Source organism: Leisingera sp. ANG59 (genome assembly GCF_013317235.1).
GTDB lineage: Bacteria > Pseudomonadota > Alphaproteobacteria > Rhodobacterales > Rhodobacteraceae > Leisingera.
Genome location: NZ_WLCM01000015.1, coordinates 49,285 through 71,647 on the forward strand (window position 1 = coordinate 49,285; position 22,363 = coordinate 71,647).

Genomic DNA, 22,363 nt, shown 5'->3' on the forward strand with positions numbered 1-22,363 from the left:
GAGACGCAAATGACCGCCCAGCTGCCAGACCTGACGCCGGAGCAGATCGAAGCCCTGTTCACCCGCAATGAGGGTTCATATGCCTTTGCCCGCTGGGGGCGGCCGGTGGCGCCGATCGTGTTCGGGGTGCAGGATGAGACCCTGAAAACCATCAAGGGCGCGCTGGAGGCGGTGATGACGCTGGCGGGCCACCAAATGGCCGAAACCGACCCGGAGCTGGGCTCGAACCTGATGTTCTTCTTCTTCCGCGACTGGGACGAACTCTTGGAAGTGCCGGACCTCGGCCGGCTGATCCCGGGCTTGCAGCCGCTGGTCGCGCGGCTGAAGGAGGCGGATGCCAGCCAGTACCGGGCCTTCCGCTTTGACGATCAGGGCGGCATCAAGGCGGCGTTTGTGTTCCTGCGGATGAAGGGTGCGATGGCTCAGATGCCGGCCGAGACGCTGGCACTCACCCAGGCAGTGCAGGTGGCGCTGATGTGGGGCGATGCGGCCTTTGCCGAGGCCTCGCCGCTGGCAGTGCTGCCGGAAACCGGCGCTACCATCCTGCGGCCGGAAATCGCGGGGGTCATTGCCGCGGCTTACGACCGGATGATGCCGGTTGCGGCCGAGGACAAATCCCACGCGCTGCGCCTGTTCGCGCGGCTGCAGGCGCCGGCGGAACCGCCGCAGTCCTGATGCGCACCTTCGTCGGCCTGCAAATGCCGGATGCAGCCCTGGACGCGCTGGAGCGCGTGCAGGAGGGGCTGACCGTCGGGCGGCACGTCCCGGCAGAGAACATGCACCTGACGCTGGCCTTCCTCGACGATCAGCCCGAGACCGTGCTGCAGACTCTGCACCAGGTGCTGGCGGAGATCAGCGCACCGCCTTTGCAGCTGACCTTCCGCGGGCTGGAGACCTTTGGCGGCAAGCTGCCACGGGTCTTGGCGGCTCAGGTGCGGAAAACGCCGGAGCTCACCCACCTGCGCGACCGCATCCGTGGCGCCTGCCGACAAGCCGGGATCGAGCTGCCCCGCGAACGGTTCCGGCCGCATGTGACCCTCGGGCGTTTTCCCCGGCATCTGGAGGCGGGGCAGGTGGAAAAAATCGCGCGGTACCTGGCGGAGGCATCGGGTTTCCGGTTGGACTGCGAAGCGGAGAGCCTCGCACTGTATCAGTCGACGCTGGCGCCGGATGGGGCGCGTTACGACGTTCTGGCGGAGTATCGGCTGGAGGGGTGAGCCGCTTGCAGCGGTCTGGCGCCGCTCCTAGGGTGCGCGGGCAAAGGCAGGAGAGCAGGCTATGAACCACCAATTCCCCGTCCGCGTCTATTACGAGGACACCGACATGGGCGGGATCGTCTATCACGCCAATTACCTGCGGTTCATCGAGCGCGCCCGCAGCGACTGGGTGCGCGGCATCGGGGTGGATCAGAACGCCATGCGCGAGGGCGGGCTGATCTATGTGGTGCGCCGGATCGAGGCCGACTACCTAGCGCCTGCCAGGTTCGACGAGGAGCTGCTGGTCACCACCTCCATGCACAGCGTGACCCCCGCCCGGATGACCCTGAATCAGGAAGTCACCCGCGATGGCCAGCCGCTGTTCCGGGCCCGGGTCACCATCGTCTGCATCTCCACGGGCGGCAAACCGGCGCGGCTGCCGGCAGAGATTCGCGCATTGCAGTAACATTTGGCGCCCGCGCGCCTGTTTTATTGGCCTTTGCCATTGAACTGGGCTAGCGTCTTGCCAAATAAGGCCGGATAAACGGCCGGGAAAAACCGTAGAGCAGGCGAATGGAAGCAGAAACTCTGGCGCTGGCGCAGGAGATTGATTTCTCCATGTGGGGCCTTTTCGCGCGGGCCACCGTAACCGTGAAACTGGTGATGCTGATGCTGATCGGGGCCTCGATCTGGTCCTGGGGCATTATCATCCAGAAAACCATCAACTACCGTCTTGCCCGCAGGGAAGCGGATGCGTTCGACCGGGCATTCTGGTCCGGCAATCCGCTGGATGAGCTGTTCGACAAGGTCGGCGCTGAGCCGCCGGGCCAGGCCGCGCGCATCTTTTCCGCAGGGATGACGGAGTGGCGCCGCAGCCACCGCAGCGATGGCGGGCTGATCCCCGGTGCGCAGGCGCGCATCGACCGCTCGATGGACGTGGCCATCGCCAAGGAGACCGAAGGCCTGCAGGGCGGGCTGTCGGTGCTGGCAACGGTCGGCTCCACCGCGCCTTTCGTTGGCCTGTTCGGCACCGTCTGGGGCATCATGACCGCCTTCATCGAGATCGCGGAGCAGCAGAACACCAACCTCGCCGTGGTGGCGCCGGGCATCGCCGAGGCGCTGATGGCAACCGGCCTGGGTCTGTTGGCCGCGATCCCGGCGGTGGTTTTCTACAACAAGCTGAGCGCGGACAGCGACCGCATCATCGGCGGCTACGAGGCCTTTGCCGACGAGTTCGCCACCATCCTCAGCCGCCAGCTGGATTCCTGAGGCCATGGGTGCCGCAGTCCAGCAGCCTTCGGGCGGCGGCGACCGCCGCCGGGGCCGCCGCCGCCGCCGCGGCAGGCCGATGTCCGAGATCAACGTGACGCCCTTTGTGGACGTCATGCTGGTGCTTCTGATCATCTTCATGGTGGCAGCACCCCTGATGACCGTTGGTGTGCCGGTGGAACTGCCCAAGACCGCCGCGGGCGCATTGCCCGGCGACGAGGAAGAGCCGCTGACCGTGACCATGACCGCCGAGGGCGGGGTGGAGATCCAGACCACGCCGGTGGCGCGCAATGAGCTGGTGGCCAAGCTGCGGGCGATCGCGGCAGAGCGGTCCTCGGACCGGGTGTTCCTGCGCGCCGACGGGCGGATCGCCTATTCTGACGTCATGCAGGTGATGGGCGCGCTGAACGCGGGCGGTTTTTCCAACGTGGGGCTGGTCACCAATACCGGCGGCCCGGCGCTGGACGGGCAGCGGGCCGAAAGCACAGGGCAGTAGGCGGGGACGCGGACGGTGCAGACCGGAACTAAAATCTCGCTGGCAGGGCATGGGCTGTTGATGACCTGGGTTGTCTTCGGCGCCTGGTTCCCGTCCGAACCCTTGCCGTCCAACGTGCAGCAGGTGGCGCTGATTTCCGCTGAGCAGTTCGAGAAGCTGAGCCAGCAGCGCCAGGCACCGCAGGTGTCGCCGGAACCAGCTCCGCTGGCGGAACCCGCCGAAGTGCAGCCAGCGCCCGAGCCTGCGCCGCAGCCGGACCCGGAGCCGCAGGTGTCCCAGCCCGAACCGGTTGCCCCGGCAGAGCCCGACCCGCAGGTGACGGAACTGCCGGAACAGCCGCCTGAACCTGAGGTGCCGATTGAGCTGCCCTCTGCCGCGGAAGAGCCGGATGTGGCCTCGCTGGTGCCGCAGCTGCGGCCCGAGACCGCGCCGCGCCCGGTGGACCGGGTGGCGCCGGAACCTGTTGCGCCGCCGGAGCCGGACACCAGGATTGACGACATTGTTCAGCCTGAAGTCGCGCCCGAGGAAGGCGCCGAGACCGAGCAGGAGGTGCAGGAAGCCACCGCGCGCGAGGCTGCCAGCGACCGGATCGTGACCGAGGAGAACGAGGGCGAGGATGTCGCAGCCTCTGCCGCGCCGGCCGTGTCGAAACGGCCCAAGACCCGGCCCGCCCGGCCCCAGCCGGAGCCGGAACCGCAAGTGACCGAAGCAGCCCAGCCCGCCGAACCGGCAGAGACGCAGCAGGCGGACACTGCCGATGCGGTTGCCGATGCGCTGGCCGAGGCGCTGGCAGGCGGCGCCGACGTGGAGGCGCCGGAACCTTCCGGCCCGCCGCTGACCCTGGGCGAGAAAGACGCGCTGCGGGTCGAGGTGTCGCGCTGCTGGAACGTCGGCTCCCTGTCCACCGATGCGCTTAAGACAACCGTGGTGGTTGGCGTTTCGCTGGCGCAGGACGGCACCCCGGACACCGGCTCGATCCGGATGCTGTCCAGCACCGGCGGATCCTCCACGGCGGCAAAGCAGGCCTATGAGGCGGCCCGGCGGGCGATTATCCGCTGCGGGTCCGGAGGCTTTCAGCTTCCCCCTGAAAAATATTCGCAATGGCGCGATATTGAGATGACATTCAATCCCGAAAGGATGCGGATCAAATGAGGAAATTTCTGGCAGCCCTTCTGATCGGTGCCGCCGCGGCGGCAGGCGCGGGCGCGGCCATGGCTCAGGACGGCCCGCTTCGCATCGAGATCGACCAGGGCGTGATCGAGCCCTTGCCCTATGCGGTGCCGGATTTCGTGCCGGAAACCCCGGCAGCGGCGGAATATGCGGCGCAGATCGCCCGGGTGATCGCGGCGGATCTGAGCGGCACCGGCCTGTTCCGGGAAGTGCCGGCCAGCGCCCATATCTCCAAGGTGACCGGCTTCGACAACCCGGTGAAATACGCCGACTGGAAAGCGGTGAACGCGCAGGCGCTGATCACCGGCGCGGTCAGCGTCAACGGCAACCAGCTGACTGTGCGCTTCCGCGGCCATGACGTCTTTGCCGAAAAGGAGCTGGGCACCGGGCTGCAGTTCAACGGCACCACCGACGGCTGGCGCCGGATGGCGCATAAGGTGGCGGATGCGGTCTACAGCCGGATCACCGGTGAAAGCGGCTATTTCGACAGCCGGGTGGTCTATGTCTCCGAAAGCGGCCCCAAGAACGACCGCCGCAAGCGGCTGGCGGTGATGGATTACGACGGCGCCAATGTGCAGTACCTGACCAACAGCGCCTCCATCGTTCTGGCGCCGCGGTTCTCGCCCACCGGCGACCGGGTGCTTTACACCAGCTATGAGAGCGGCTTTCCGCAGATCCATGTTCTGGATGTGGGACAGGTGCAGCGAAAGGTGCTGTCCAGCGGCGACGGCACCATGAGCTTTGCGCCGCGCTTTGCGCCGGACGGCCGTACCATCGTCTATTCGCAGACCCAGGGCGGCAATACGGACCTGTACACGATGGATATCAGCACCGGCGCCAAGACCCGGCTGACTTCGGCCCCCTCGATCGAGACAGCGCCGTCGTTCTCGCCGGACGGCAGCCAGATCGTGTTTGAAAGCGACCGCTCCGGCAGCCAGCAGCTCTATGTGATGCCGGCAGGCGGCGGCGAGGCGCGCCGGATCAGCTTTGGCGAAGGCCGCTACGGCACCCCGGTGTGGTCGCCGCGCGGCGACATGATCGCCTTTACCAAGCAGAACAAGGGCCGGTTCCACATCGGTGTGATGCGCACCGACGGCGGCGAGGAGCGGCTGCTGACTGCGTCGTTCCTGGACGAAGGGCCGACCTGGGCGCCCAATGGCCGGGTGATCATGTTCACCCGCGAAAGCCAGGGCAGTGCCGGGCGGGCGCTGCTCTATTCGGTGGACATCACCGGCCGCAACCTCAAACCTGTGAAAACACCTGACGGGGCTTCGGATCCGGCTTGGTCGCCATTGCAGAATTGATAGAAGTGAATTGGCGGGGAGACCCGCATGGAACCTGATCCGGGCATGTGTTAATTTCCGGTCAAGAAACGCAAAAGGGATAGGCAGACAACATGAGCGGTATGAAATTGGCAATTGCGGCTGTTGCCGTTCTGGGCCTGGCGGCCTGCAGCAACAACCGGTGGGATGACGCGGCAAACAGCGGCGCCGGTGCAGGTGCGGGCGCCGGACTGGGGGCAGGGGCGCTGGACCCGGCAAGCCCGGCCTATTTCCAGCAGACCATCGGCGACCGGGTGCTGTTCGCGGTCGACCAGTCGACCCTGTCTCCCGAGGCGCAGGGCATCCTGCAGGGCCAGGCGCGCTGGCTGACCCAGAACGCCGATTACGTCGTCACCATCGAAGGCCATGCAGATGAGCAGGGCACCCGCGAGTACAACCTGGCCCTGGGCGCCCGCCGCGCCAATGCGGCGCGGGAATACCTGATTTCCCAAGGGGTTGCCGGCCACCGCCTCAAGGTCGTTAGTTACGGCAAGGAGCGCCCGCTGGAAATCTGCTCGAATGAGGCCTGCTACTCCAAGAACCGCCGCGCGGTCACCGTGCTGGCCGGCGGGCTGACGGGGTAAGGCTATGAAACGCCTGCGCACCGTGCTTCTCGCCTCCGCAATGCTGCTGCCGCTGCCGCTGGCGGCGCAGGACCAGAAAACGCTGGCGGACATCCGCCAGGAGCTGACGGTCCTGCATGTGGAAATCCAGCGGCTGAAGCGGGAGATGTCGACGACAGGTGCGCCTTCGGCGGATGTGTCGGGGGACACGGTTCTGGACCGGGTTGCCGCGATTGAGAGCGAACTGCAGCGGCTGACGCTGCAGACCGAAGAGATGAACCACCGGATCGACCGCATCGTCGCCGATGGCACCAACCGGATCGGTGACCTCGAGTTCCGCCTGGTCGAGCTGGAGGGCGGCGATCTCGGCGCGCTGAAGGAAACCACGACGCTGGGCGGCGGCGAGCTGCCTGCATCCGGCGGTGCGGCAGTGCCCGCCATTGGCGGCGAAGCCACCGGCGGTGAATCCGCAGGCGGTGAGCTGGCCATCGGCGAGCAGGCGGACTTCGATGCCGCCGAACAACTGCTGGCGGACGGCGCGTTTCAAGACGCGGCAGAGAAATTCGCAGCCTTCAACCAGTCCTATCCGGGCAGCCCGCTGGCGCCTGCCGCCGAATTCAGCCGCGGCAAGGCGCTGGACGGGTTGGGCGACACCCGCGAAGCGGCGCGGGCCTATCTGGCGGCCTTCACCGGCAACGCAGCCGGGCCGGTGGCCCCCAAGGCCCTGTTCGAGCTTGGTGCGGCCCTCGGCCGGCTGGGCCAGACCGATCAGGCCTGTGTGACGCTTTCCGAGGTCGGGGTGCGTTTCCCGGGCGTAGCGCAGGAGGCCGAGGCCGCTGCGGAAATGGCCAAGCTGGGCTGTTCTTGACGGGGCTGCGGCGCGATACCCTGGGACTGCTGCGCGGACAGTTCCAGCCTGCGATGACAGGCAAATTGGGTATTGCCGTTTCCGGCGGCAGCGATTCGATGGCTCTGCTGCACCTGATGAAGGAGGCCTTCGAAGGCGAGCCGGTTGAGCTTCTCGCCGCAACGGTGGACCACGGCCTGCGGCCGGAAGCAGCGGCTGAGGCCAGCAAGGTCGGCGAAGCTGCTGCCGGACTGGGGATCGCGCATGAGGTGATCCGCTGGGAGGATGGACCCGGCAAGGGCAACCTGCAAAAACAGGCGCGCGAAGCGCGCTATGACCTGCTGTGCGCCTGGGCCAGGCGCAATGATATCCCTGCCCTCTGTGTGGCCCATACCGCGGACGATCAGGCCGAAACGCTGCTGATGCGGATGGCGCGTGCCGCAGGAGTCTCAGGCCTCTCGGGCATGCCGCCGCGCCGGGTGCACAAGGGTGTCACCCTGGTGCGGCCGCTGCTGGAAGTGACCCGCAGCGAATTGCGCCAGTACCTGCAGGAACGCGGCATCGAATGGTGCGAGGATCCCAGCAACAGCGACTTGCGCTATGAACGGGTGCGGGCGCGCCGCGCCCTGGCGGAACTGGCACCGCTGGGGCTGACTCCGACGGTGCTGGCCCGGGTTGCCGAAAACATGAACAAGGCCCGCGAAGCGCTGGATTGGTACGTGTTTCTGGCTGCCCGCGACATGGCGCATGTGCAGGCAGGCGCGGTGGTCATTTGCCAGCGCAAGTTCCGCACCCTGCCCAGCGAGACCGGCTACCGCCTGCTGGTCAAGGCAATCCAATGGGTGGCGGGCACCCCCTATCCGCCGCGCCGGGTGCCGATGGAAATCGCGGTTCTGGCCGCGCGTGGCGGCGGTGCGTCGACCGTGGCCGGCTGCCATCTGCTGACAACGTCAAAACAGATCTGGATTTGCCGCGAGGCCAAGGCGGTCGCAGGCGCCACTTCGCTTCCCGGCCAGGTCTGGGACGGCAGGTGGAAGGTTTTCGGAGGCGACGCAAAGGGTTGCGAAGTGCGGCCTCTGGGGCGCGACGGGCTGGCTCACTGCCCGTCCTGGCGGACAACCGGCGTTCCGGGCACCGTGCTGGAGTCCTCGCCGGCGGTGTGGCGCGGTGCAGAACTGGCGGCTGCACCGGTGGCCGGAATGGCCAACGGATGGTCGGCGGAACCGGTGGCAAACGAAGAAGAGTTCTTTGCGTCCCTTTTATCGCATTGAACCTGCCCGAATGATCCTTATTTTAAGCACAACGCAGGCGGCCTGACGGGTGCGCCTAAATGATTGGGAGGCCTTTCCTTGGGCAACGCACGCAATATCGCCTTCTGGGTTGTTCTGTTTCTGCTGATTCTGGCGCTGTTCAATCTGTTCAGCGGCTCCGGCAGCACGATGCAGAGCCGTGAAAAGGTGTTTTCGGATTTCGTAACTTCGGTGGAGACCGGCAAGGTCAGCACAGTGACCCTGGATGGGGAACAGGTGCGCTACACCACGACTGACGGGCAGAACTATGTCACCATCAAGCCGGCCGATGCCGAAGTCACCTCGCTGCTGATAGAAAAGAACATCCCGGTGCGCGCCGAGAAGCAGCAGCAGTCGGGTTTCCAGTCCTTCCTGATCACGCTCTTGCCGTTCCTGCTGCTGATCGGCGTCTGGATCTACTTCATGAACCGGATGCAGGGCGGCGGCAAAGGCGGCGCCATGGGATTCGGCAAGTCCAAGGCCAAGATGCTGACCGAAAAGCACGGCCGCGTCACCTTTGACGACGTTGCCGGCATTGACGAAGCCAAGGAAGAGCTCGAGGAAATCGTCGAATTCCTGCGCAACCCGCAGAAGTTCTCGCGTCTCGGCGGCAAGATCCCCAAGGGCGCGCTGCTGGTCGGCCCTCCGGGCACCGGTAAAACCCTGCTGGCCCGCGCCATTGCCGGCGAGGCCGGGGTGCCGTTCTTCACCATCTCCGGTTCCGACTTCGTCGAGATGTTCGTCGGCGTCGGCGCCTCCCGCGTCCGCGACATGTTCGAACAGGCCAAGAAAAACGCCCCCTGCATCGTCTTTATCGACGAGATCGACGCGGTGGGCCGCCACCGCGGTGCCGGCTATGGCGGCGGCAATGACGAGCGCGAGCAGACCCTGAACCAGCTGCTGGTCGAAATGGATGGTTTTGAAGCCAATGAGGGCGTCATCATCCTCGCTGCCACCAACCGCAAGGACGTGCTGGACCCGGCGCTGCTGCGCCCCGGCCGCTTCGACCGCAACGTCACCGTCGGCAACCCCGACATCAAGGGCCGCGAGAAAATCCTGGCGGTGCACGCCCGCAAGACTCCGCTGGGCCCGGACGTGGACCTGCGCATCATTGCGCGCGGCACGCCCGGCTTCTCCGGCGCCGATCTGGCCAACCTGGTCAACGAGGCGGCGCTGATGGCCGCCCGTGTCGGCCGCCGCTTTGTCACCATGGAGGATTTCGAATCCGCCAAAGACAAGGTGATGATGGGGGCAGAGCGCCGCTCGATGGTGCTGACCCAGGACCAGAAGGAAAAGACCGCCTATCACGAGGCCGGCCACGCCGTTGTCGGCCTGGCGCTGCCGCTGTGCGACCCGGTCTACAAGGCGACGATCATCCCGCGCGGCGGCGCGCTGGGGATGGTGGTGTCGCTGCCGGAAATGGACCGCCTGAACTACCACCGCGATGAGTGTCAGCAGAAACTGGCGATGACTATGGCGGGCAAGGCGGCGGAAGTCATCAAGTACGGCGAGGACCACGTCTCCAACGGCCCGGCCGGCGACATCCAGCAGGCCAGCCAGCTGGCGCGCGCCATGGTGCTGCGCTGGGGCATGTCGGACAAGGTCGGCAATATCGACTACGCCGAAGCGCATGAAGGCTACTCCGGCAACACCGCGGGTTTCTCGGTCTCGGCCCACACCAAGGAGCTGATCGAGGAAGAAGTGAAACGCTTCATCCAGCAGGGCTATGAACAGGCGCTGGAGATCCTCAAGGAGAAGAACGAGGAATGGGAGCGTCTGGCGCAGGGCCTTCTGGAATACGAAACCCTGACCGGCGACGAGATCAAGCGGGTGATGAACGGCGAGCCGCCGCAGGCCGGCGACGATGAGGATGACAGCGAGGATCAGGGCAGCGCCTCGGTCACCGCGATCCCCAAGGCGAAGCCCAAGAAGACCCCGCCCGAAGGCGGCATGGAGCCTGAACCCTCCGCCTGATCTGCCAGGGAATTAGCCCCCCGGAAGCCGCTGGCCTCCGGGGGTTCTCATTTGCGTTCCTGCAGGACGGCATCACAAAAATGCATCGCAACCGGACTGGCCCCGGCCGGCGCGGCCTGTATGCTCGCCCGGCATGAATACTGATTGGCGAGGGAGAGCTGACATGCCGGTGCTGCGGAAAACGGAATATACAGGCCAGATCACTTGGCTGGGCCATGTGCCGGCGGACAGTGGTCTGCAGGCGGTGCCGGCGGACCGCCTGGACCTGGGCTTTGGCGGCATTGCCGGGGAACGCCATGAGGGCGAAAACCGCGCCTCCTGCGTGCGGGTGCGCAATCTCCATCCTGAAGGCACCGAGATTCGCAATGTCCGCCAGCTGACCATCCTGTCGGAGGAGGAACTGGCCCTGATCGCGGCGGACATGGGGATGGAACGGGTCGATCCCGCGCATCTGGGTGCCACCATCGTGCTGCGCGGCATTCCCGACTTCACCTTCGTGCCGCCGGCCTCACGCCTGCAAGGGCCGGACGGGGTGACGCTGACGGTGGACATGGAAAACCGTCCCTGCGTGCTGCCGGGGCGGGAGATCGAAAAGGACCACACGGGTTTTGGCGCCCGCTTCAAACCGGCCGCGCAGAATCGCCGGGGAATCACCGCCTGGGTCGAACGCCCCGGCAGCCTGATGCCGGGCAGCGAACTCTCTCTCTTTGTTCCCGATCAGCGCGCCTGGGCGCCCTAGGCGGCCTTTTTCGGGGAAATCCGTTTCCTTTAAGGAACCTTGGCAGGGCCTGCGAAAGACGCCACGCCGCATCAAGGCGTGATAATGTCGGAAATCACGCGCGTGATTTGCCGCATCTTGGCTAAATCTAACGCCAAACCGGCAACCCTGTGCCGGCGATTGTATGCAAACTCAGCAGGAACCTTGCCATGAGCTACAAGAGTGACATCGAGATTGCGCGTGAGGCGCAGAAGAAGCCGATCCAGGAGATTGGCGCGAAGATCGGGATTTCCAGCGATGACCTGCTGCCCTACGGGCATGACAAGGCGAAGGTGAGCCAGGGGTTCATCGACTCGGTGCAGTCGAAGGAGGACGGCAAGCTGATCCTGGTGACCGCGATCAACCCGACGCCGGCGGGCGAAGGCAAGACCACCACCACCGTNCAGCAGGAACCTTGCCATGAGCTACAAGAGTGACATCGAGATTGCGCGTGAGGCGCAGAAGAAGCCGATCCAGGAGATTGGCGCGAAGATCGGGATTTCCAGCGATGACCTGCTGCCCTACGGGCATGACAAGGCGAAGGTGAGCCAGGGGTTCATCGACTCGGTGCAGTCGAAGGAGGACGGCAAGCTGATCCTGGTGACCGCGATCAACCCGACGCCGGCGGGCGAAGGCAAGACCACCACCACCGTGGGCCTGGGCGACGGCCTGAACCGGATCGGCAAGAACGCGATGATCTGCATCCGCGAAGCGAGCCTCGGCCCGAACTTCGGCATGAAGGGCGGCGCCGCGGGCGGCGGCTATGCCCAGGTGGTGCCGATGGAGGAGATGAACCTCCACTTCACCGGCGACTTCCACGCCATCACCTCGGCGCACTCGCTGCTGTCGGCGATGATCGACAACCACATCTACTGGGGCAACGAGTGCGACATCGACATCCGCCGCGTCGCCTGGCGCCGGGTGGTCGACATGAACGACCGCGCCCTGCGCCAGATCACCGCCAGCTTGGGCGGCGTCTCCAACGGCTTCCCGCGCGAAGCCGGCTTTGACATCACCGTGGCGTCGGAAGTGATGGCGATCCTGTGCCTGGCGAACGACCTCAAGGACCTGGAAAAGCGCCTCGGCGACATCATCGTGGCCTACCGCCGCGACAAGACCCCGGTCTACTGCCGCGACATCAAGGCAGAGGGCGCAATGACCGTTCTGCTGAAGGACGCGATGCAGCCGAACCTGGTGCAGACCCTGGAAAACAACCCGGCCTTCGTGCACGGCGGCCCGTTCGCCAACATCGCGCACGGCTGCAACTCGGTGATCGCCACCAAGACCGCGCTGAAGGTTGCCGACTATGTCGTCACCGAGGCCGGCTTCGGTGCCGACCTCGGCGCCGAGAAGTTCATGAACATCAAGTGCCGCAAGGCAGGCATCGCACCGTCCGCGGTGGTGCTGGTGGCCACCGTGCGCGCGATGAAGATGAACGGCGGCGTTGCCAAGGCAGACCTCGGCGCCGAGAACGTCGAGGCAGTGAACTCCGGCTGCGCCAACCTCGGCCGCCACATCGAGAACGTCAAATCCTTCGGCGTGCCGGTTGTGGTTGCGATCAACCACTTCGTGACCGACACCGATGCGGAAGTTGACGCGGTCAAGGCCTACTGCGCCACCCACGGCGTCGAGGCGGTGCTGTCGCGCCACTGGGAGCTGGGCTCCGAAGGCTCCGCGCCGCTGGCCGAGAAGGTTGTCGAGATCGTCGACGCCGGCTCCGCCAACTTCTCGCCGATCTACCCGGACGAGATGCCGCTGTTCGAGAAGATCGAGACCATCGCCAAGCGCATCTACCGCGCCGACGAGGTGCTGGCGGACAACAAGATCCGCAACCAGCTGAAGGAATGGGAAGACGCGGGCTACGGCAACCTGCCGGTCTGCATGGCGAAGACCCAGTACTCCTTCTCGACCGATCCGAGCTTGCGCGGGGCGCCGGTGGGCCACTCGGTGCCGGTGCGCGAAGTGCGCCTGTCGGCCGGTGCGGGCTTCATCGTCGCGGTCTGCGGCGAGATCATGACCATGCCGGGCCTGCCGCGCACCCCGGCGGCGGAAACCATCCGCCTGAATGCGGACGGCCAGATCGAAGGCTTGTTCTAAGACAGGATATGCGACATTCAGCGGCCCGGGACACCCCGGGCCGCTGGAGTTTTAAGACATGAGCACAGAGACACCGCCGCAGGACTGCCAGTCGATGGCAGAGGTGCGGGCCCAGATTGACCGGCTGGATACTGAGCTGGTGCAGCTTCTGGCCGCCCGGGCGGGCTATATCGACCGGGCGATTGCGCTGAAGCAGGCCAACGGCTGGCCGGCGCGGATCCCGGAACGGGTCGAGGAAGTGGTCATGAACGCCCGCGCCGCGGCGGCAGGGGAGGGGCTGGACCCCGATCTGATCGAAGGCCTGTGGCGGCAGCTGGTGGAGTGGTCGATTGCCCGCGAGGCGCGGGTGATCCGGGAAGAGTAGGCAGGCCGAGCGCCTGCGCAGGAAAGGAAGAGAGCAATGGCAGCAACTCTGATTGACGGCAAGGCCTTTGCGGGCAAGGTGCGCGGCCAGGTGGCCGAGCATGTGGCGCGGCTGAAGGAAGAGCACGGCATCACCCCCGGCCTGGCGGTGGTGCTGGTGGGCGAGGACCCGGCGTCGCAGGTCTATGTGCGCTCCAAGGGCAAGCAGACCGTCGAGGTCGGCATGAACTCCTATGAGCACAAGCTGGAGGCGGACACCCCGGAAGCGGATCTGCTGGCGCTGATCGATCAGCTGAACAACGACCCGGCGGTCAACGGCATCCTGGTGCAGCTGCCGCTGCCGAAGCACATGAACGAGGAGCTGGTGATCAACTCGATCGCGCCGGAGAAGGACGTGGACGGCTTCCACATCTCCAACGTCGGCCTGCTGGGCACCGGCCAGAAATCGATGGTGCCCTGCACGCCGCTGGGCTGCCTGATGATGCTGCGCGACCACCACGGCAGCCTCTCGGGCATGGACGCGGTGGTGATCGGCCGCTCCAACATCGTCGGCAAGCCGATGGCGCAGCTGCTGCTGGGCGACAGCTGCACCGTGACCATCGCGCATTCGCGCACCAAGGACCTGCCGGATGTGGTGCGCCGCGCCGACATCGTGGTGGCCGCCGTCGGCCGTCCGGAAATGGTGCCGGGCGACTGGATCAAGGAAGGCGCCACCGTCATCGACGTCGGCATCAACCGGATCGAGCGCGACGGCAAGAACGTGCTGGTGGGCGACGTCGACTTCGCCTCCGCCGCGGAGCGCGCCGGCGCCATCACCCCGGTGCCCGGCGGCGTCGGCCCGATGACCATTGCGTGTTTGCTGGCCAACACGGTGACCGCCTGCTGCCGCGCCCACAACCTGGCTGAGCCCGAAGGCCTCACCGCCTGAAGCGCACACCGCTGAGCGCTGACTGAACTGCTCCCGCCGGACCCCTCCGGCGGGAGTATTTTTTGCAAAGGTGAAANAGAACGTGCTGGTGGGCGACGTCGACTTCGCCTCCGCCGCGGAGCGCGCCGGCGCCATCACCCCGGTGCCCGGCGGCGTCGGCCCGATGACCATTGCGTGTTTGCTGGCCAACACGGTGACCGCCTGCTGCCGCGCCCACAACCTGGCTGAGCCCGAAGGCCTCACCGCCTGAAGCGCACACCGCTGAGCGCTGACTGAACTGCTCCCGCCGGACCCCTCCGGCGGGAGTATTTTTTGCAAAGGTGAAAAAGGGGGCGTCAGGAAGAGACGGGCACCATTGTGCCTTGCAGGAGGGCGACCAGCTTTTCGTTTGCGCCTGTAATTGCATGGACCTCTGCCGTGACGATCACTAGGCGGCGGCCCGGTTTGATGACCTTGCCCGTGGCACGCAGATAGTCCCCGGCCCCCGGGGCCAGCAGGTTGATCTTCATCTCCGCCGTCATCACCTCGCTGTCTTCCGGCATCAAGGTAAGCGCCGCATAGCCCGCCGCGGTGTCGCCGATGGCAAAGCTGAGCGCGGCATGGGCCACATCGTGCTGCTGGCGGCTGCCGGGCAGGATCGGGGCGGTGATCACCACTTCGCCCGGCGCAACGCTGGCGACCTCCGCGCCCAGTGTCTGCATCATGCTTTGCTTGGCGAAACTGCTGCGGATGCGGTCGTCCATCACTTCTTTCCTTCTGCTGGTTGCGCCAAGCATAGAAGAGGCCGGATAGCAAAGGGCCTGTGACGCTGCGCCACTTAGCGGGGCATTGGCACCGGAAGCGCCTGCGCACCGGTCAGGATCGCCAGCGCGTCCCTTTGCATCAGCGAGGTGAGCGCGGGATCACTGCTGCGCAAACCGCCGGTGTAGGTGCCGAAGGCGGGCAGGATCAGGCGCGACTGGTCGAGCAGGAAGCAGGGGCGGGAGGTGCTGCGCACCCGCGCCTTGGGATGGTAGTGGCCGGAGATCTCTGCTGCTGCCGCAGGATCGGCGATATGGCGGAAGGTAAGGGGGGCAAGATGCAGCTCGGCCATCTGTTCTCCGCCCAGATCCGCAGGCGCCGGGTCGTGATTGCCGGCGATCCAGATCCAGCGGCGGTTCTGCGTCAGGGCGGCCAGCTGCGATTTCTCCGCATCCGGCAAAGCCCGCGAGGCGGCGTCATCGTCGAAACTGTCTCCGAGGCAGACCACCGTGTCCGGCTGCAGGATGGCTATCAGCTCAGCGAGGCGGACAAGCGTGTCCCGCGTCTCATAGGGCGGCAGGGCGCTGCCGCCGCGCCGGATGCGGCGCTCGGATTTGCCCAAATGCAGGTCGGAGACGCAGAGCAGCCGCTGCTCTGCCCACCAGAGCGCGCCGGAGCCGAGGGCGGTGAGACGGGCGCCTGCAAGGGGGAAATCATATCCGGTCATGGTACGGGTTTATCTGTCACAGCCGGGCTGGCAAGGGTTATTGCGGCAGCTGGTCCAGCCCGGATTGCCGCATCAGCGCCGCGGCCTCCTGCTGCAGCAGTTTCTCCTCGGCCGCGCCCTTGACCGGGACCTTGCCAACCTCCAGCAGCAAGGGCGCGGCGAGGGGGGAGATGCGCTCCAGCCGCCTGAGCGTGATGCGGCCCCGGGTCCGCTCCAGCATCTCCTCGATACGGCCGAAATCCACCAGTCCGCGCAGGGCTTCCTCGCGGGTGATGTCCATCAGCAGGTGATCCGGGTCATACTTGCGCAGCGTGTCATAAAGGATGTCGGAGGAGAATGTCGCCTGCCGCCCGTTCTTGCGCGCGCCGGGGGTGTTGCGCTCAATGAGGCCCGCAATGGTGGCAGCGCCGCGGAAAGCGCGTTTCATCACCGCATTGCCGGCCAGCCAGCCCTCCAGCCCGTCGCGCAGCGTTTCCGGGTCGAGCAAGGGGGCGGGGTCGGTAACCTCTTCCAGCCCCCAGATCAGGGTGGCGTAGTCGGTGGCGACAAAACCCAAGGGATCAAGCCCCAACTCCTCCATCCGTTTGGTCAGCAGCAGGCCCAGGGTCTGCTGGGCGTTGCGGCCGGCAAAGCCGTAGGCGCAGATGTGCTCGCGGCTGTCATGCGGGAAGCTTTCGATCAGCAGCCGCCCGGCGCGGGGCAGTTCGGAGACCTCGCGCTGCAGTTCCAGCCAGTCCGCGGTGTGGCGGGGCAGGGCGGGCCAGCTGTCCTGTTTGAACATCGCCAGGATGCGGGCGCTGAGCTGGGTGGAGGTGGCGAATTTACTGCCGGAAAACACCGCGATCTTGGGCTTCTTGCCGGGGTTTCGGGTCACCTCCACGGTCATTTCGCGCAAGCCCTCGTAACGCACGGTCTGGCCGCCGATCAGGAAGGTGTCGCCAGTGGTCAGGGTGGCGGCAAAGGCTTCCTCCACCTCACCCAGCGGCTTGCCGCCGCGGCTGCGCATCAGGCGGACCTTGATCAGGTCGGCGTCCTGAATAGTGCCCAGGTTCATGCGGATGCGCTGCGCAGCACGCGGGTCGCGCAGCTGCCATTTGCCGTCCGGGCGCTGCAGCAGGCGCTGCCACTGGTCGTAGGCTTTCAGCGCGTAGCCGCCGGTGGCGCAGAAGGTTAGGCAGGCATCGAATTCCGGGCGCGTCAGGCCGGCATAGGCACCGGCTTGGGTCATCTCGGCATAGAGTTCGCCCGCGTCAAACGGGCCTGCGCAGGCGGCGATCAGGATGTGCTGGCACAGCACGTCGCGGGGGCCGGGCCCGCGCGGCGCGCCGTCCAGATCGTTTTCGCGCACGGCCTCGAGCGCGGCGCGGCATTCGACCACCTCAAACCGGTTTGCAGGCACCAAGAGCGCCTTGGACGGCGCATTGTAGCGGTGGTTGGCGCGGCCGATGCGCTGCACCAGGCGTTTGACGTTCTTCGGCGCGCCGATCTGGATCACCAGGTCCACGTCGCCCCAGTCGATGCCAAGGTCCAGCGAGCCGGTGCAGACGATGGCGCGCAGCTCTCCCCGGACCATCGCCGCCTCCACCCGTTCGCGCTGGACCCGGTCGAGCGAACCGTGGTGGATGCCGATCGGCAGGGCGTCTTCGTTGGCGAGCCAGAGGTTGTGAAAGAAGATTTCCGCCTGGGCGCGGGTGTTGTGGAAGATCAGCGTGGTCCTATGCGCCTTGATCTGTTCCATCACCGCCGGGATTGCATAAGCCGCGCCGCCGCCGGCCCAGGGCGGGGCCGCTTCGGTTTCCAGCATCCGGATGTCCGGCGCCGGACCGGGGTCGGCCAGTACGATATCGCAGGGGTCCGGGTGGCGGGCGAGATAGCCGGCGATGGCCTGCGGGTCATCCACCGTGGCCGACAGGCCCACCCGGCGCAGGTCCGGGCACAGCGTCTGCAGCCGCGCCAGCGCCAGCATCAGCTGGTCGCCGCGCTTGCTTTCGGCCAGCGCGTGGATTTCATCCACCACCACCCGCCTGAGGCCCTTGAAGGTCCGCGCAGCGTCCTCGTAGGAGGTGAGCAGCGCCAGGCTCTCGGGCGTGGTCAGCAGGATATGCGGCGGGTCGGCGCGCTGGCGCTTCTTGCGCGAAGCAGGCGTGTCGCCGGTGCGGTCATCAATGCGGATGGGCAGGCCGATTTCCTCAACCGGCGCGCGCAGGTTGCGCTTGATATCCGCGGCCAATGCCTTCAGCGGCGAGATATACAGCGTGTGCAGCCCGTCGTGGGTTCCATCGGCCAGTTCCGCCAGTGTCGGCAGGAAACCTGCCATGGTCTTGCCGCCGCCGGTCGGGGCGATCAGCAGGGTGCAGGGCGCCCCGGCCCGCTCCAGCATGGCGTGCTGATGCGGGTGGATGGTCCAGCCGCGGGCGGCGAACCAGTTCTCAATCGCTTCAGGCAGGGCAGGGGCGGTGTCACTCATCCTGCGGAATCTGGGAGGCTTTGCCGGTCATTGCAATGTCATTTGCTGTCATAGGCGGTACGGGAATCCAGAACCTGCTGATGCCGCCCGGCGGCCCAGATGGTCAGGGATTTCATGTGCTCCAGCAATTCCCGCCCCAGGGGCGTCAGCGCATAGGAGACCGCCACCGGCGGGCCGGGATCGACGCTGCGGGTGATATAGCCGTCACGCTCCAGCTTTCGCAGGTTCTCGGTCAGCACCCGCTGGGTCACATCGCCGATGGTGCGCCGCAGCGCCCCGAACCGCAGCGCGCCGTCCTCCAGCACCAGCACGATCAGCATCTGCCACTTGCCTGTCACCTGCGACAGAACCTGCCGGATCGGGCAGTCCTCAGCTTGTTCCTTTGTCTTGGCGGTTACTGGAAGCATACCTGGTTCCTGAATAGTGCGTAATTGATATCTGGTGCAGAAAGAATACCACATTGGGGTGTCACGACAATGCGATTCGAAAGGACATCCGATGAGTGCGAAAGAAATCGTACTGAACGCCGTAGCGGCGATCTTCACCTCGTTCGACCCGGAGGCGGCAGAGCAGCTGCTGGCGCCGGGCTATATCCAGCACAACCCGATGGTGCCGACCGGGGCTGCGCCTATTATCGGCTTCATTCCGGCGCTGAAGGAAAGCGGTGTCACGATGGAGGTCCACCGGGTGATTGCCGAGGGCGACATGGTGGTGCTGCACAGCACCTATGATAACGCGCAGGCCTTCGGCGCGGAAACGCTGGTGGCCTTTGACGTGTTCCGGGTTGAGGACGGCAAGGTGGCTGAGCACTGGGACAACCTGCAGCCGCCCGCCGCGCCGAACGCCTCAGGCCGTACATTGACCGACGGCCCGACGGAGGTCACGGATCTGGACAAGACCGCGGAGAACAAGGCGCTGGTGCAGGGTTTTGTGACTGACGTGCTGCACGGCAAGGCGCCGGAGAAGATCACCAGCTACGTCTCGACAGAGACTTACCTGCAGCACAACCCGAATATCGGCGACGGGCTGGAGGCCCTTGGCGGGATGATCCAGCATCTGGCGGAAACCGGCCAGGCGCTAGCCTATACCAGCACCCCGATTGTGGTGGCTGAGGGGAACTTTGTCTTTGCCGCCTCAGAGGGCAGCCTGGGCGAAACCCCGATGGCGTTCTTCGACCTGTTCCGGGTCGAGGACGGCAGGATCGTTGAGCACTGGGACACTGTCAGCCCGATCCCGGCAGAGATGGCGCACGATAACGGCAAGTTCTGACTGCTGTCAGCGGGAAGGGCGGGGATGACCCCGCCCTTTTTCTCATCACTTAACGATGTGCTCGTCCTTGACGAACATGTTCGCCCAGGCGCGGTCGATCAGCTCCGGCGACATCTGGTAGGGGATGCCTTCGAACTCGCAGATGGAGATCATCTGGTCGATCAGGAACACCGGCTGGTAGTTGGCGTAGATGTTGCTGATCGTCGGGTATTTCTTCTTCAGCAGATGCACCAGCGCGGCTTCGTCCAGCGGCATGCCCTTCTTGCGGGCCACCATGGCAAAGATCTTGAGGAAGTTCTCCTGGTTCGGCCCGTCGATCTTGATCTTGAAGAAGATCCGGCGCAGCGCCGCCTGGTCGAAAATCTCGTTCGGGTGGAAGTTGGTGGAGAAGATCACCAGCGTATCGAAAGGCACCTCGAATTTCTCGCCCGATTGCAGCGCCAGGATGTCCTTGCTTTCTTCCAGCGGCACAATCCAGCGGTTGACCAGCGACTGCGGCGGCTCCGCCTGGCGGCCAAGGTCGTCGACGATGAAGATGCCGCCGGTGGACTTCAGCTGCAGCGGCGCCTGATAGGTGCGCGCGGTCGGGTTGTAGACCAGGTCCAGCATGTCCAGCGACAGCTCGCCGCCGGTGATCACGGTGGGGCGCTCGCACATCACGTAACGCTCGTCAAAACGGCGGCGGCGGCGCAGAGCGTTGGGGTCTTCCGGCTCCTGCTCGACCGCGGTGTGCACGATCGGGTCATAGACGGTGATCACCTGGCCCGCGTATTCGATGGCGCGCGGCACATAGACATGATCCCCCAGTGCATCGCGGATGCCGTTGGAGATCGAGGACTTGCCGTTGCCCGGCGGGCCGTACATCAGGATCGAGCGGCCGGCGCTGACGGCGGGGCCAAGGTGGTCCAGCAGGCTGTCGGGCAGCACCAGATGGCCCATCGCATTGGTCAGCTGGTCGCGGGTCACCTGGATGTTGCGGATCGACTGGCGCTTCACCTGCTCGCGGTAGACCGCCAGCGGCACCGGCATGGCGCCGAAATATTCGGACTGGCTCAGCGCATCCAGCGCCCGCGCCTTGCCCGCGTCGGTCAGCTGATACCCCATTTCATTGCCGCTGTTGGCGTTCAGCGTGCCGGTCGCCTCCAGCAGCCGCTGCTCGCGCGCCATGTCCACCAGCTCCTGGGTGACAGAGGTCGGCAGGCAGATTGCCTCGGCGATCTCGGTCACGTTTTCGGCGTTCTTGCGGAAGATGGTCTTGAGCAGGATGTCCCGCATCATCACCACCGGCAGCTGCATCTGTTCCAGCCCCTTGGGGGCGGGGGGGGCCACAACGGCGAGGTTTTGCATGTTCATGGCGGTGCCTGTCCCTGAAATCCATATCCGGCCCCGGTGGACGGGGCGCTCCTGGAAACAGACTATTCAGGACTGTGGCAACAGCGGGGCAGAGCTGCAGCATTTCCGCGAAACGGCCGTGAAAACCGCCAAAGTTCCCGTCACTGACGGGCACAGCTGGCGCGCGGCACCGGCCAGCATCAGCTGCCGAACTGTGCGGCCAGACCCAGGTAAATGGCGAGGGTCGCGCCCAGGCAGAGGCCCATCGGGAAGCTCTTGCCGGTGTCCCAGCTTTGCCATTGCGGCGCCAGCTGCCGCAGGCGGGTGTGTTTGGCAATCCGGTGCGCCGTGAAGCCGGCCAGCAGGGTGGCGGCGAAAACCACCATCAGGAACCGCAAATCGCCAAGCGCGATGAACGGCGCCGCGGCGCCTGCAAACTTTGCGTCGCCCGCGCCGACGGCGCCGGCGGCATAGAACAGGAACCCCAGGCCGACGCCGATGGGCAGGTGCAACAGCTGCCAGCCGTAGTCCGCCCAGCTGGGCATCACCAGCGCCCCGATCACGACATAGATCACCGCCAGCAGGTCAACGGCCCAGTTGGGAATGCGCATGCCGCGCAGGTCGGTCAGCGCCACCGTGTAGCACAGCGGCAGCACGAAGGGCAGGAACCACAGGGCGGCATGGGCCGGGAACTGCATGGATCAGCCGTTTTCCAGCGCCGCCAGGGAGCGCGCGGCTTCTTCAAAGTGCTGCGGGTGGGTGGCAATCGCTTCGCGCAGCAGGTTTTCACCAACCTTGACGTCGCCCTGCTTGATCGCCGACAGGGCCAGCGTGTGCAGCAGCAGGGCGCGTTCGGTCTGCTCCAGCGGGATCACCGGAAGGGTGTAGTTACGCTGTGCGCCGCGGGCCAGCACCAGGTTGTTCTTGGCGGTGAACAGGCTCTGGTCCTGGCGGATTGCGTCGCCGAACAGGCGTTCTGCGCCGGTGAAATCGCCGCGGGTCAGTTTGGAATAGCCCCAGTTGTTCATTATCTTGGCAGGCTTGGTGGTCAGCCCCACCGCGATTTCATAGAAGCTGTCGGCGCGCTTCCAGTCCTTGTTCGCGTCGGCGACAACGGCCTCCAGCCGGTAGCGCTCATAGGTCTCATAGGTCGGCGGCACCTTGTCCAGTTCCGCCTTGGCTTCATCCCATCCGCCGCTGCGCACCAGGGCGCCGGCCAGGTGGACGCGGTCCTCGCTGGTGGCGCCTTTCATCGAAACAACCTTCTTCCAGGCCGCGGTGGCTTCGGTGGTGCGCTTGGCGCGGGACAGCGAATGCGCCAGCCCGCGGTGCAGTTCAATCCGGTCCGGGCTGTTCTTGATGGTGCGCTGGAAATGGGCCACCGCCTCATTCGGATCGGCTACGTTCAGCATCACATCGTTGAGGTTGCTTTCGTCGATGACGTTCACTTCCTGCAAGGCACGTTCGACGGATTCATCGGCCTTCTCTGCGCAGGCCGACAGGACCAGCGCCCCTGCTAGAGAAGCGGATAGAAAAATCTGCTGGCGCATTGGTGC

General features: G+C 65.7%; 24 protein-coding genes and 1 pseudogene. 18 read left to right on the forward strand and 7 right to left on the reverse strand.

Annotated elements, in window-relative coordinates; genetic code table 11:
* Nucleotides 1-9 precede the first annotated feature (9 nt).
* From GKC28_RS14495 to GKC28_RS14575, 17 genes and pseudogenes are all read left to right on the forward strand, one after another.
* Nucleotides 10-675, forward strand: coding sequence for a hypothetical protein (locus GKC28_RS14495; protein ID WP_174147631.1), 666 nt, complete (start codon nucleotides 10-12; stop codon nucleotides 673-675).
* Nucleotides 675-1,217 (forward strand): RNA 2',3'-cyclic phosphodiesterase, encoded by a 543-nt coding sequence (gene thpR, locus GKC28_RS14500; RefSeq protein WP_174147633.1) that lies wholly within the window; start codon nucleotides 675-677, stop codon nucleotides 1,215-1,217. Before GKC28_RS14495 ends, thpR begins: the two co-directional genes overlap by 1 nt.
* Nucleotides 1,218-1,278: 61 nt before the next feature.
* Nucleotides 1,279-1,662 carry a tol-pal system-associated acyl-CoA thioesterase gene (gene ybgC / locus GKC28_RS14505; RefSeq protein WP_174147636.1) on the forward strand — a complete coding sequence of 128 codons (384 nt, stop codon included), beginning with the start codon at nucleotides 1,279-1,281 and terminating at the stop codon, nucleotides 1,660-1,662.
* A 107-nt stretch (nucleotides 1,663-1,769) separates the two neighbouring features.
* The gene (tolQ, locus tag GKC28_RS14510) at nucleotides 1,770-2,465 is read left to right on the forward strand and encodes a protein TolQ (RefSeq protein WP_174147638.1); all 696 of its coding nucleotides are present in this window, start codon (nucleotides 1,770-1,772) and stop codon (nucleotides 2,463-2,465) included.
* Between the two features lie 4 nt (nucleotides 2,466-2,469).
* On the forward strand, nucleotides 2,470-2,961 hold the full coding sequence (gene tolR / locus GKC28_RS14515; protein ID WP_174147640.1) for a protein TolR: 492 nt from the start codon (nucleotides 2,470-2,472) through the stop codon (nucleotides 2,959-2,961).
* A 15-nt stretch (nucleotides 2,962-2,976) separates the two neighbouring features.
* Complete coding sequence (locus GKC28_RS14520; protein WP_174147642.1) at nucleotides 2,977-4,113, forward strand: energy transducer TonB; 1,137 nt, start codon at nucleotides 2,977-2,979, stop codon at nucleotides 4,111-4,113.
* Nucleotides 4,110-5,435, forward strand: a complete 1,326-nt coding sequence (tolB, locus tag GKC28_RS14525; RefSeq protein ID WP_174147644.1) for a Tol-Pal system beta propeller repeat protein TolB — start codon at nucleotides 4,110-4,112, stop codon at nucleotides 5,433-5,435. Before GKC28_RS14520 ends, tolB begins: the two co-directional genes overlap by 4 nt.
* Before the next feature lie 92 nt (nucleotides 5,436-5,527).
* Nucleotides 5,528-6,037 carry a peptidoglycan-associated lipoprotein Pal gene (pal, locus tag GKC28_RS14530; RefSeq protein ID WP_174147646.1) on the forward strand — a complete coding sequence of 170 codons (510 nt, stop codon included), beginning with the start codon at nucleotides 5,528-5,530 and terminating at the stop codon, nucleotides 6,035-6,037.
* Between the two features lie 4 nt (nucleotides 6,038-6,041).
* Nucleotides 6,042-6,884, forward strand: coding sequence for a tol-pal system protein YbgF (gene ybgF, locus GKC28_RS14535; RefSeq protein ID WP_174147648.1), 843 nt, complete (start codon nucleotides 6,042-6,044; stop codon nucleotides 6,882-6,884).
* Nucleotides 6,881-8,134 carry a tRNA lysidine(34) synthetase TilS gene (gene tilS, locus GKC28_RS14540; protein ID WP_254604245.1) on the forward strand — a complete coding sequence of 418 codons (1,254 nt, stop codon included), beginning with the start codon at nucleotides 6,881-6,883 and terminating at the stop codon, nucleotides 8,132-8,134. Before ybgF ends, tilS begins: the two co-directional genes overlap by 4 nt.
* A gap of 78 nt (nucleotides 8,135-8,212) precedes the next feature.
* Nucleotides 8,213-10,126, forward strand: a complete 1,914-nt coding sequence (gene ftsH / locus GKC28_RS14545; protein ID WP_174147650.1) for an ATP-dependent zinc metalloprotease FtsH — start codon at nucleotides 8,213-8,215, stop codon at nucleotides 10,124-10,126.
* A gap of 163 nt (nucleotides 10,127-10,289) precedes the next feature.
* Complete coding sequence (locus GKC28_RS14550; RefSeq protein WP_174147652.1) at nucleotides 10,290-10,865, forward strand: sulfurase; 576 nt, start codon at nucleotides 10,290-10,292, stop codon at nucleotides 10,863-10,865.
* A gap of 188 nt (nucleotides 10,866-11,053) precedes the next feature.
* Nucleotides 11,054-11,286: pseudogene (locus GKC28_RS14555) on the forward strand (formate--tetrahydrofolate ligase); the annotation flags it as partial.
* A gap of 17 nt (nucleotides 11,287-11,303) precedes the next feature.
* Nucleotides 11,304-12,980 carry a formate--tetrahydrofolate ligase gene (locus GKC28_RS14560; RefSeq protein WP_174147654.1) on the forward strand — a complete coding sequence of 559 codons (1,677 nt, stop codon included), beginning with the start codon at nucleotides 11,304-11,306 and terminating at the stop codon, nucleotides 12,978-12,980.
* Between the two features lie 58 nt (nucleotides 12,981-13,038).
* The gene (locus tag GKC28_RS14565; protein ID WP_174147656.1) at nucleotides 13,039-13,344 is read left to right on the forward strand and encodes a chorismate mutase; all 306 of its coding nucleotides are present in this window, start codon (nucleotides 13,039-13,041) and stop codon (nucleotides 13,342-13,344) included.
* 36 nt (nucleotides 13,345-13,380) lie between these two features.
* Nucleotides 13,381-14,271, forward strand: a complete 891-nt coding sequence (folD, locus tag GKC28_RS14570) for a bifunctional methylenetetrahydrofolate dehydrogenase/methenyltetrahydrofolate cyclohydrolase FolD (protein WP_174147659.1) — start codon at nucleotides 13,381-13,383, stop codon at nucleotides 14,269-14,271.
* A 22-nt stretch (nucleotides 14,272-14,293) separates the two neighbouring features.
* Entirely contained in the window at nucleotides 14,294-14,521 is a 228-nt protein-coding gene (locus GKC28_RS14575) for a hypothetical protein (protein ID WP_302480800.1), read from the forward strand.
* Between the two features lie 85 nt (nucleotides 14,522-14,606).
* On the opposite strand, the gene GKC28_RS14580 is transcribed toward GKC28_RS14575, so the two are convergent.
* From GKC28_RS14580 to GKC28_RS14595, 4 genes are all read right to left on the reverse strand, one after another.
* On the reverse strand, nucleotides 14,607-15,014 hold the full coding sequence (locus tag GKC28_RS14580) for a PaaI family thioesterase (protein WP_174147661.1): 408 nt from the start codon (nucleotides 15,012-15,014) through the stop codon (nucleotides 14,607-14,609).
* 74 nt (nucleotides 15,015-15,088) lie between these two features.
* On the reverse strand, nucleotides 15,089-15,739 hold the full coding sequence (gene pdeM, locus GKC28_RS14585) for a ligase-associated DNA damage response endonuclease PdeM (protein ID WP_174147663.1): 651 nt from the start codon (nucleotides 15,737-15,739) through the stop codon (nucleotides 15,089-15,091).
* A 37-nt stretch (nucleotides 15,740-15,776) separates the two neighbouring features.
* Nucleotides 15,777-18,206, reverse strand: coding sequence for a ligase-associated DNA damage response DEXH box helicase (locus tag GKC28_RS14590; RefSeq protein WP_174147665.1), 2,430 nt, complete (start codon nucleotides 18,204-18,206; stop codon nucleotides 15,777-15,779).
* Between the two features lie 38 nt (nucleotides 18,207-18,244).
* Nucleotides 18,245-18,613, reverse strand: coding sequence for a helix-turn-helix domain-containing protein (locus GKC28_RS14595; protein WP_174147667.1), 369 nt, complete (start codon nucleotides 18,611-18,613; stop codon nucleotides 18,245-18,247).
* A 91-nt stretch (nucleotides 18,614-18,704) separates the two neighbouring features.
* Here GKC28_RS14595 and GKC28_RS14600 point away from each other — a divergent pair, with 91 nt between their 5' ends.
* Nucleotides 18,705-19,475 (forward strand): nuclear transport factor 2 family protein, encoded by a 771-nt coding sequence (locus GKC28_RS14600; protein WP_174147669.1) that lies wholly within the window; start codon nucleotides 18,705-18,707, stop codon nucleotides 19,473-19,475.
* 45 nt (nucleotides 19,476-19,520) lie between these two features.
* Here GKC28_RS14600 and GKC28_RS14605 read toward each other — a convergent pair whose 3' ends face one another.
* From GKC28_RS14605 to GKC28_RS14615, 3 genes are all read right to left on the reverse strand, one after another.
* Complete coding sequence (locus GKC28_RS14605; RefSeq protein WP_174147671.1) at nucleotides 19,521-20,828, reverse strand: ATPase; 1,308 nt, start codon at nucleotides 20,826-20,828, stop codon at nucleotides 19,521-19,523.
* A gap of 179 nt (nucleotides 20,829-21,007) precedes the next feature.
* Entirely contained in the window at nucleotides 21,008-21,505 is a 498-nt protein-coding gene (locus tag GKC28_RS14610; protein ID WP_174147673.1) for a prepilin peptidase, read from the reverse strand.
* Nucleotides 21,506-21,508: 3 nt separating this feature from the next.
* A complete protein-coding gene (locus tag GKC28_RS14615) occupies nucleotides 21,509-22,357 on the reverse strand; it encodes a lipopolysaccharide assembly protein LapB (RefSeq protein WP_174147675.1) in 849 nt (282 codons plus the stop codon).
* Between the last annotated feature and the right edge of the window lie 6 nt (nucleotides 22,358-22,363).

Excerpts from the sequence above, each read along its gene's own strand:
- GKC28_RS14495 (WP_174147631.1), top strand. The coding sequence starts at position 10 with ATGACCGCCCAGCTGCCAGACCTGACGCCGGAGCAGATCGAAGCCCTG.
- thpR (WP_174147633.1), top strand. The coding sequence starts at position 675 with ATGCGCACCTTCGTCGGCCTGCAAATGCCGGATGCAGCCCTGGACGCG.
- ybgC (WP_174147636.1), top strand. The coding sequence starts at position 1,279 with ATGAACCACCAATTCCCCGTCCGCGTCTATTACGAGGACACCGACATG.
- tolQ (WP_174147638.1), top strand. The coding sequence starts at position 1,770 with ATGGAAGCAGAAACTCTGGCGCTGGCGCAGGAGATTGATTTCTCCATG.
- tolR (WP_174147640.1), top strand. The coding sequence starts at position 2,470 with ATGGGTGCCGCAGTCCAGCAGCCTTCGGGCGGCGGCGACCGCCGCCGG.
- tolB (WP_174147644.1), top strand. The coding sequence starts at position 4,110 with ATGAGGAAATTTCTGGCAGCCCTTCTGATCGGTGCCGCCGCGGCGGCA.
- pal (WP_174147646.1), top strand. The coding sequence starts at position 5,528 with ATGAGCGGTATGAAATTGGCAATTGCGGCTGTTGCCGTTCTGGGCCTG.
- ybgF (WP_174147648.1), top strand. The coding sequence starts at position 6,042 with ATGAAACGCCTGCGCACCGTGCTTCTCGCCTCCGCAATGCTGCTGCCG.
- GKC28_RS14550 (WP_174147652.1), top strand. The coding sequence starts at position 10,290 with ATGCCGGTGCTGCGGAAAACGGAATATACAGGCCAGATCACTTGGCTG.
- GKC28_RS14560 (WP_174147654.1), top strand. The coding sequence starts at position 11,304 with ATGAGCTACAAGAGTGACATCGAGATTGCGCGTGAGGCGCAGAAGAAG.
- GKC28_RS14565 (WP_174147656.1), top strand. The coding sequence starts at position 13,039 with ATGAGCACAGAGACACCGCCGCAGGACTGCCAGTCGATGGCAGAGGTG.
- folD (WP_174147659.1), top strand. The coding sequence starts at position 13,381 with ATGGCAGCAACTCTGATTGACGGCAAGGCCTTTGCGGGCAAGGTGCGC.
- GKC28_RS14580 (WP_174147661.1), bottom strand. The coding sequence starts at position 15,014 with ATGGACGACCGCATCCGCAGCAGTTTCGCCAAGCAAAGCATGATGCAG.
- pdeM (WP_174147663.1), bottom strand. The coding sequence starts at position 15,739 with ATGACCGGATATGATTTCCCCCTTGCAGGCGCCCGTCTCACCGCCCTC.
- GKC28_RS14590 (WP_174147665.1), bottom strand. The coding sequence starts at position 18,206 with ATGAGTGACACCGCCCCTGCCCTGCCTGAAGCGATTGAGAACTGGTTC.
- GKC28_RS14595 (WP_174147667.1), bottom strand. The coding sequence starts at position 18,613 with ATGCTTCCAGTAACCGCCAAGACAAAGGAACAAGCTGAGGACTGCCCG.
- GKC28_RS14600 (WP_174147669.1), top strand. The coding sequence starts at position 18,705 with ATGAGTGCGAAAGAAATCGTACTGAACGCCGTAGCGGCGATCTTCACC.
- GKC28_RS14605 (WP_174147671.1), bottom strand. The coding sequence starts at position 20,828 with ATGAACATGCAAAACCTCGCCGTTGTGGCCCCCCCCGCCCCCAAGGGG.
- GKC28_RS14610 (WP_174147673.1), bottom strand. The coding sequence starts at position 21,505 with ATGCAGTTCCCGGCCCATGCCGCCCTGTGGTTCCTGCCCTTCGTGCTG.
- GKC28_RS14615 (WP_174147675.1), bottom strand. The coding sequence starts at position 22,357 with ATGCGCCAGCAGATTTTTCTATCCGCTTCTCTAGCAGGGGCGCTGGTC.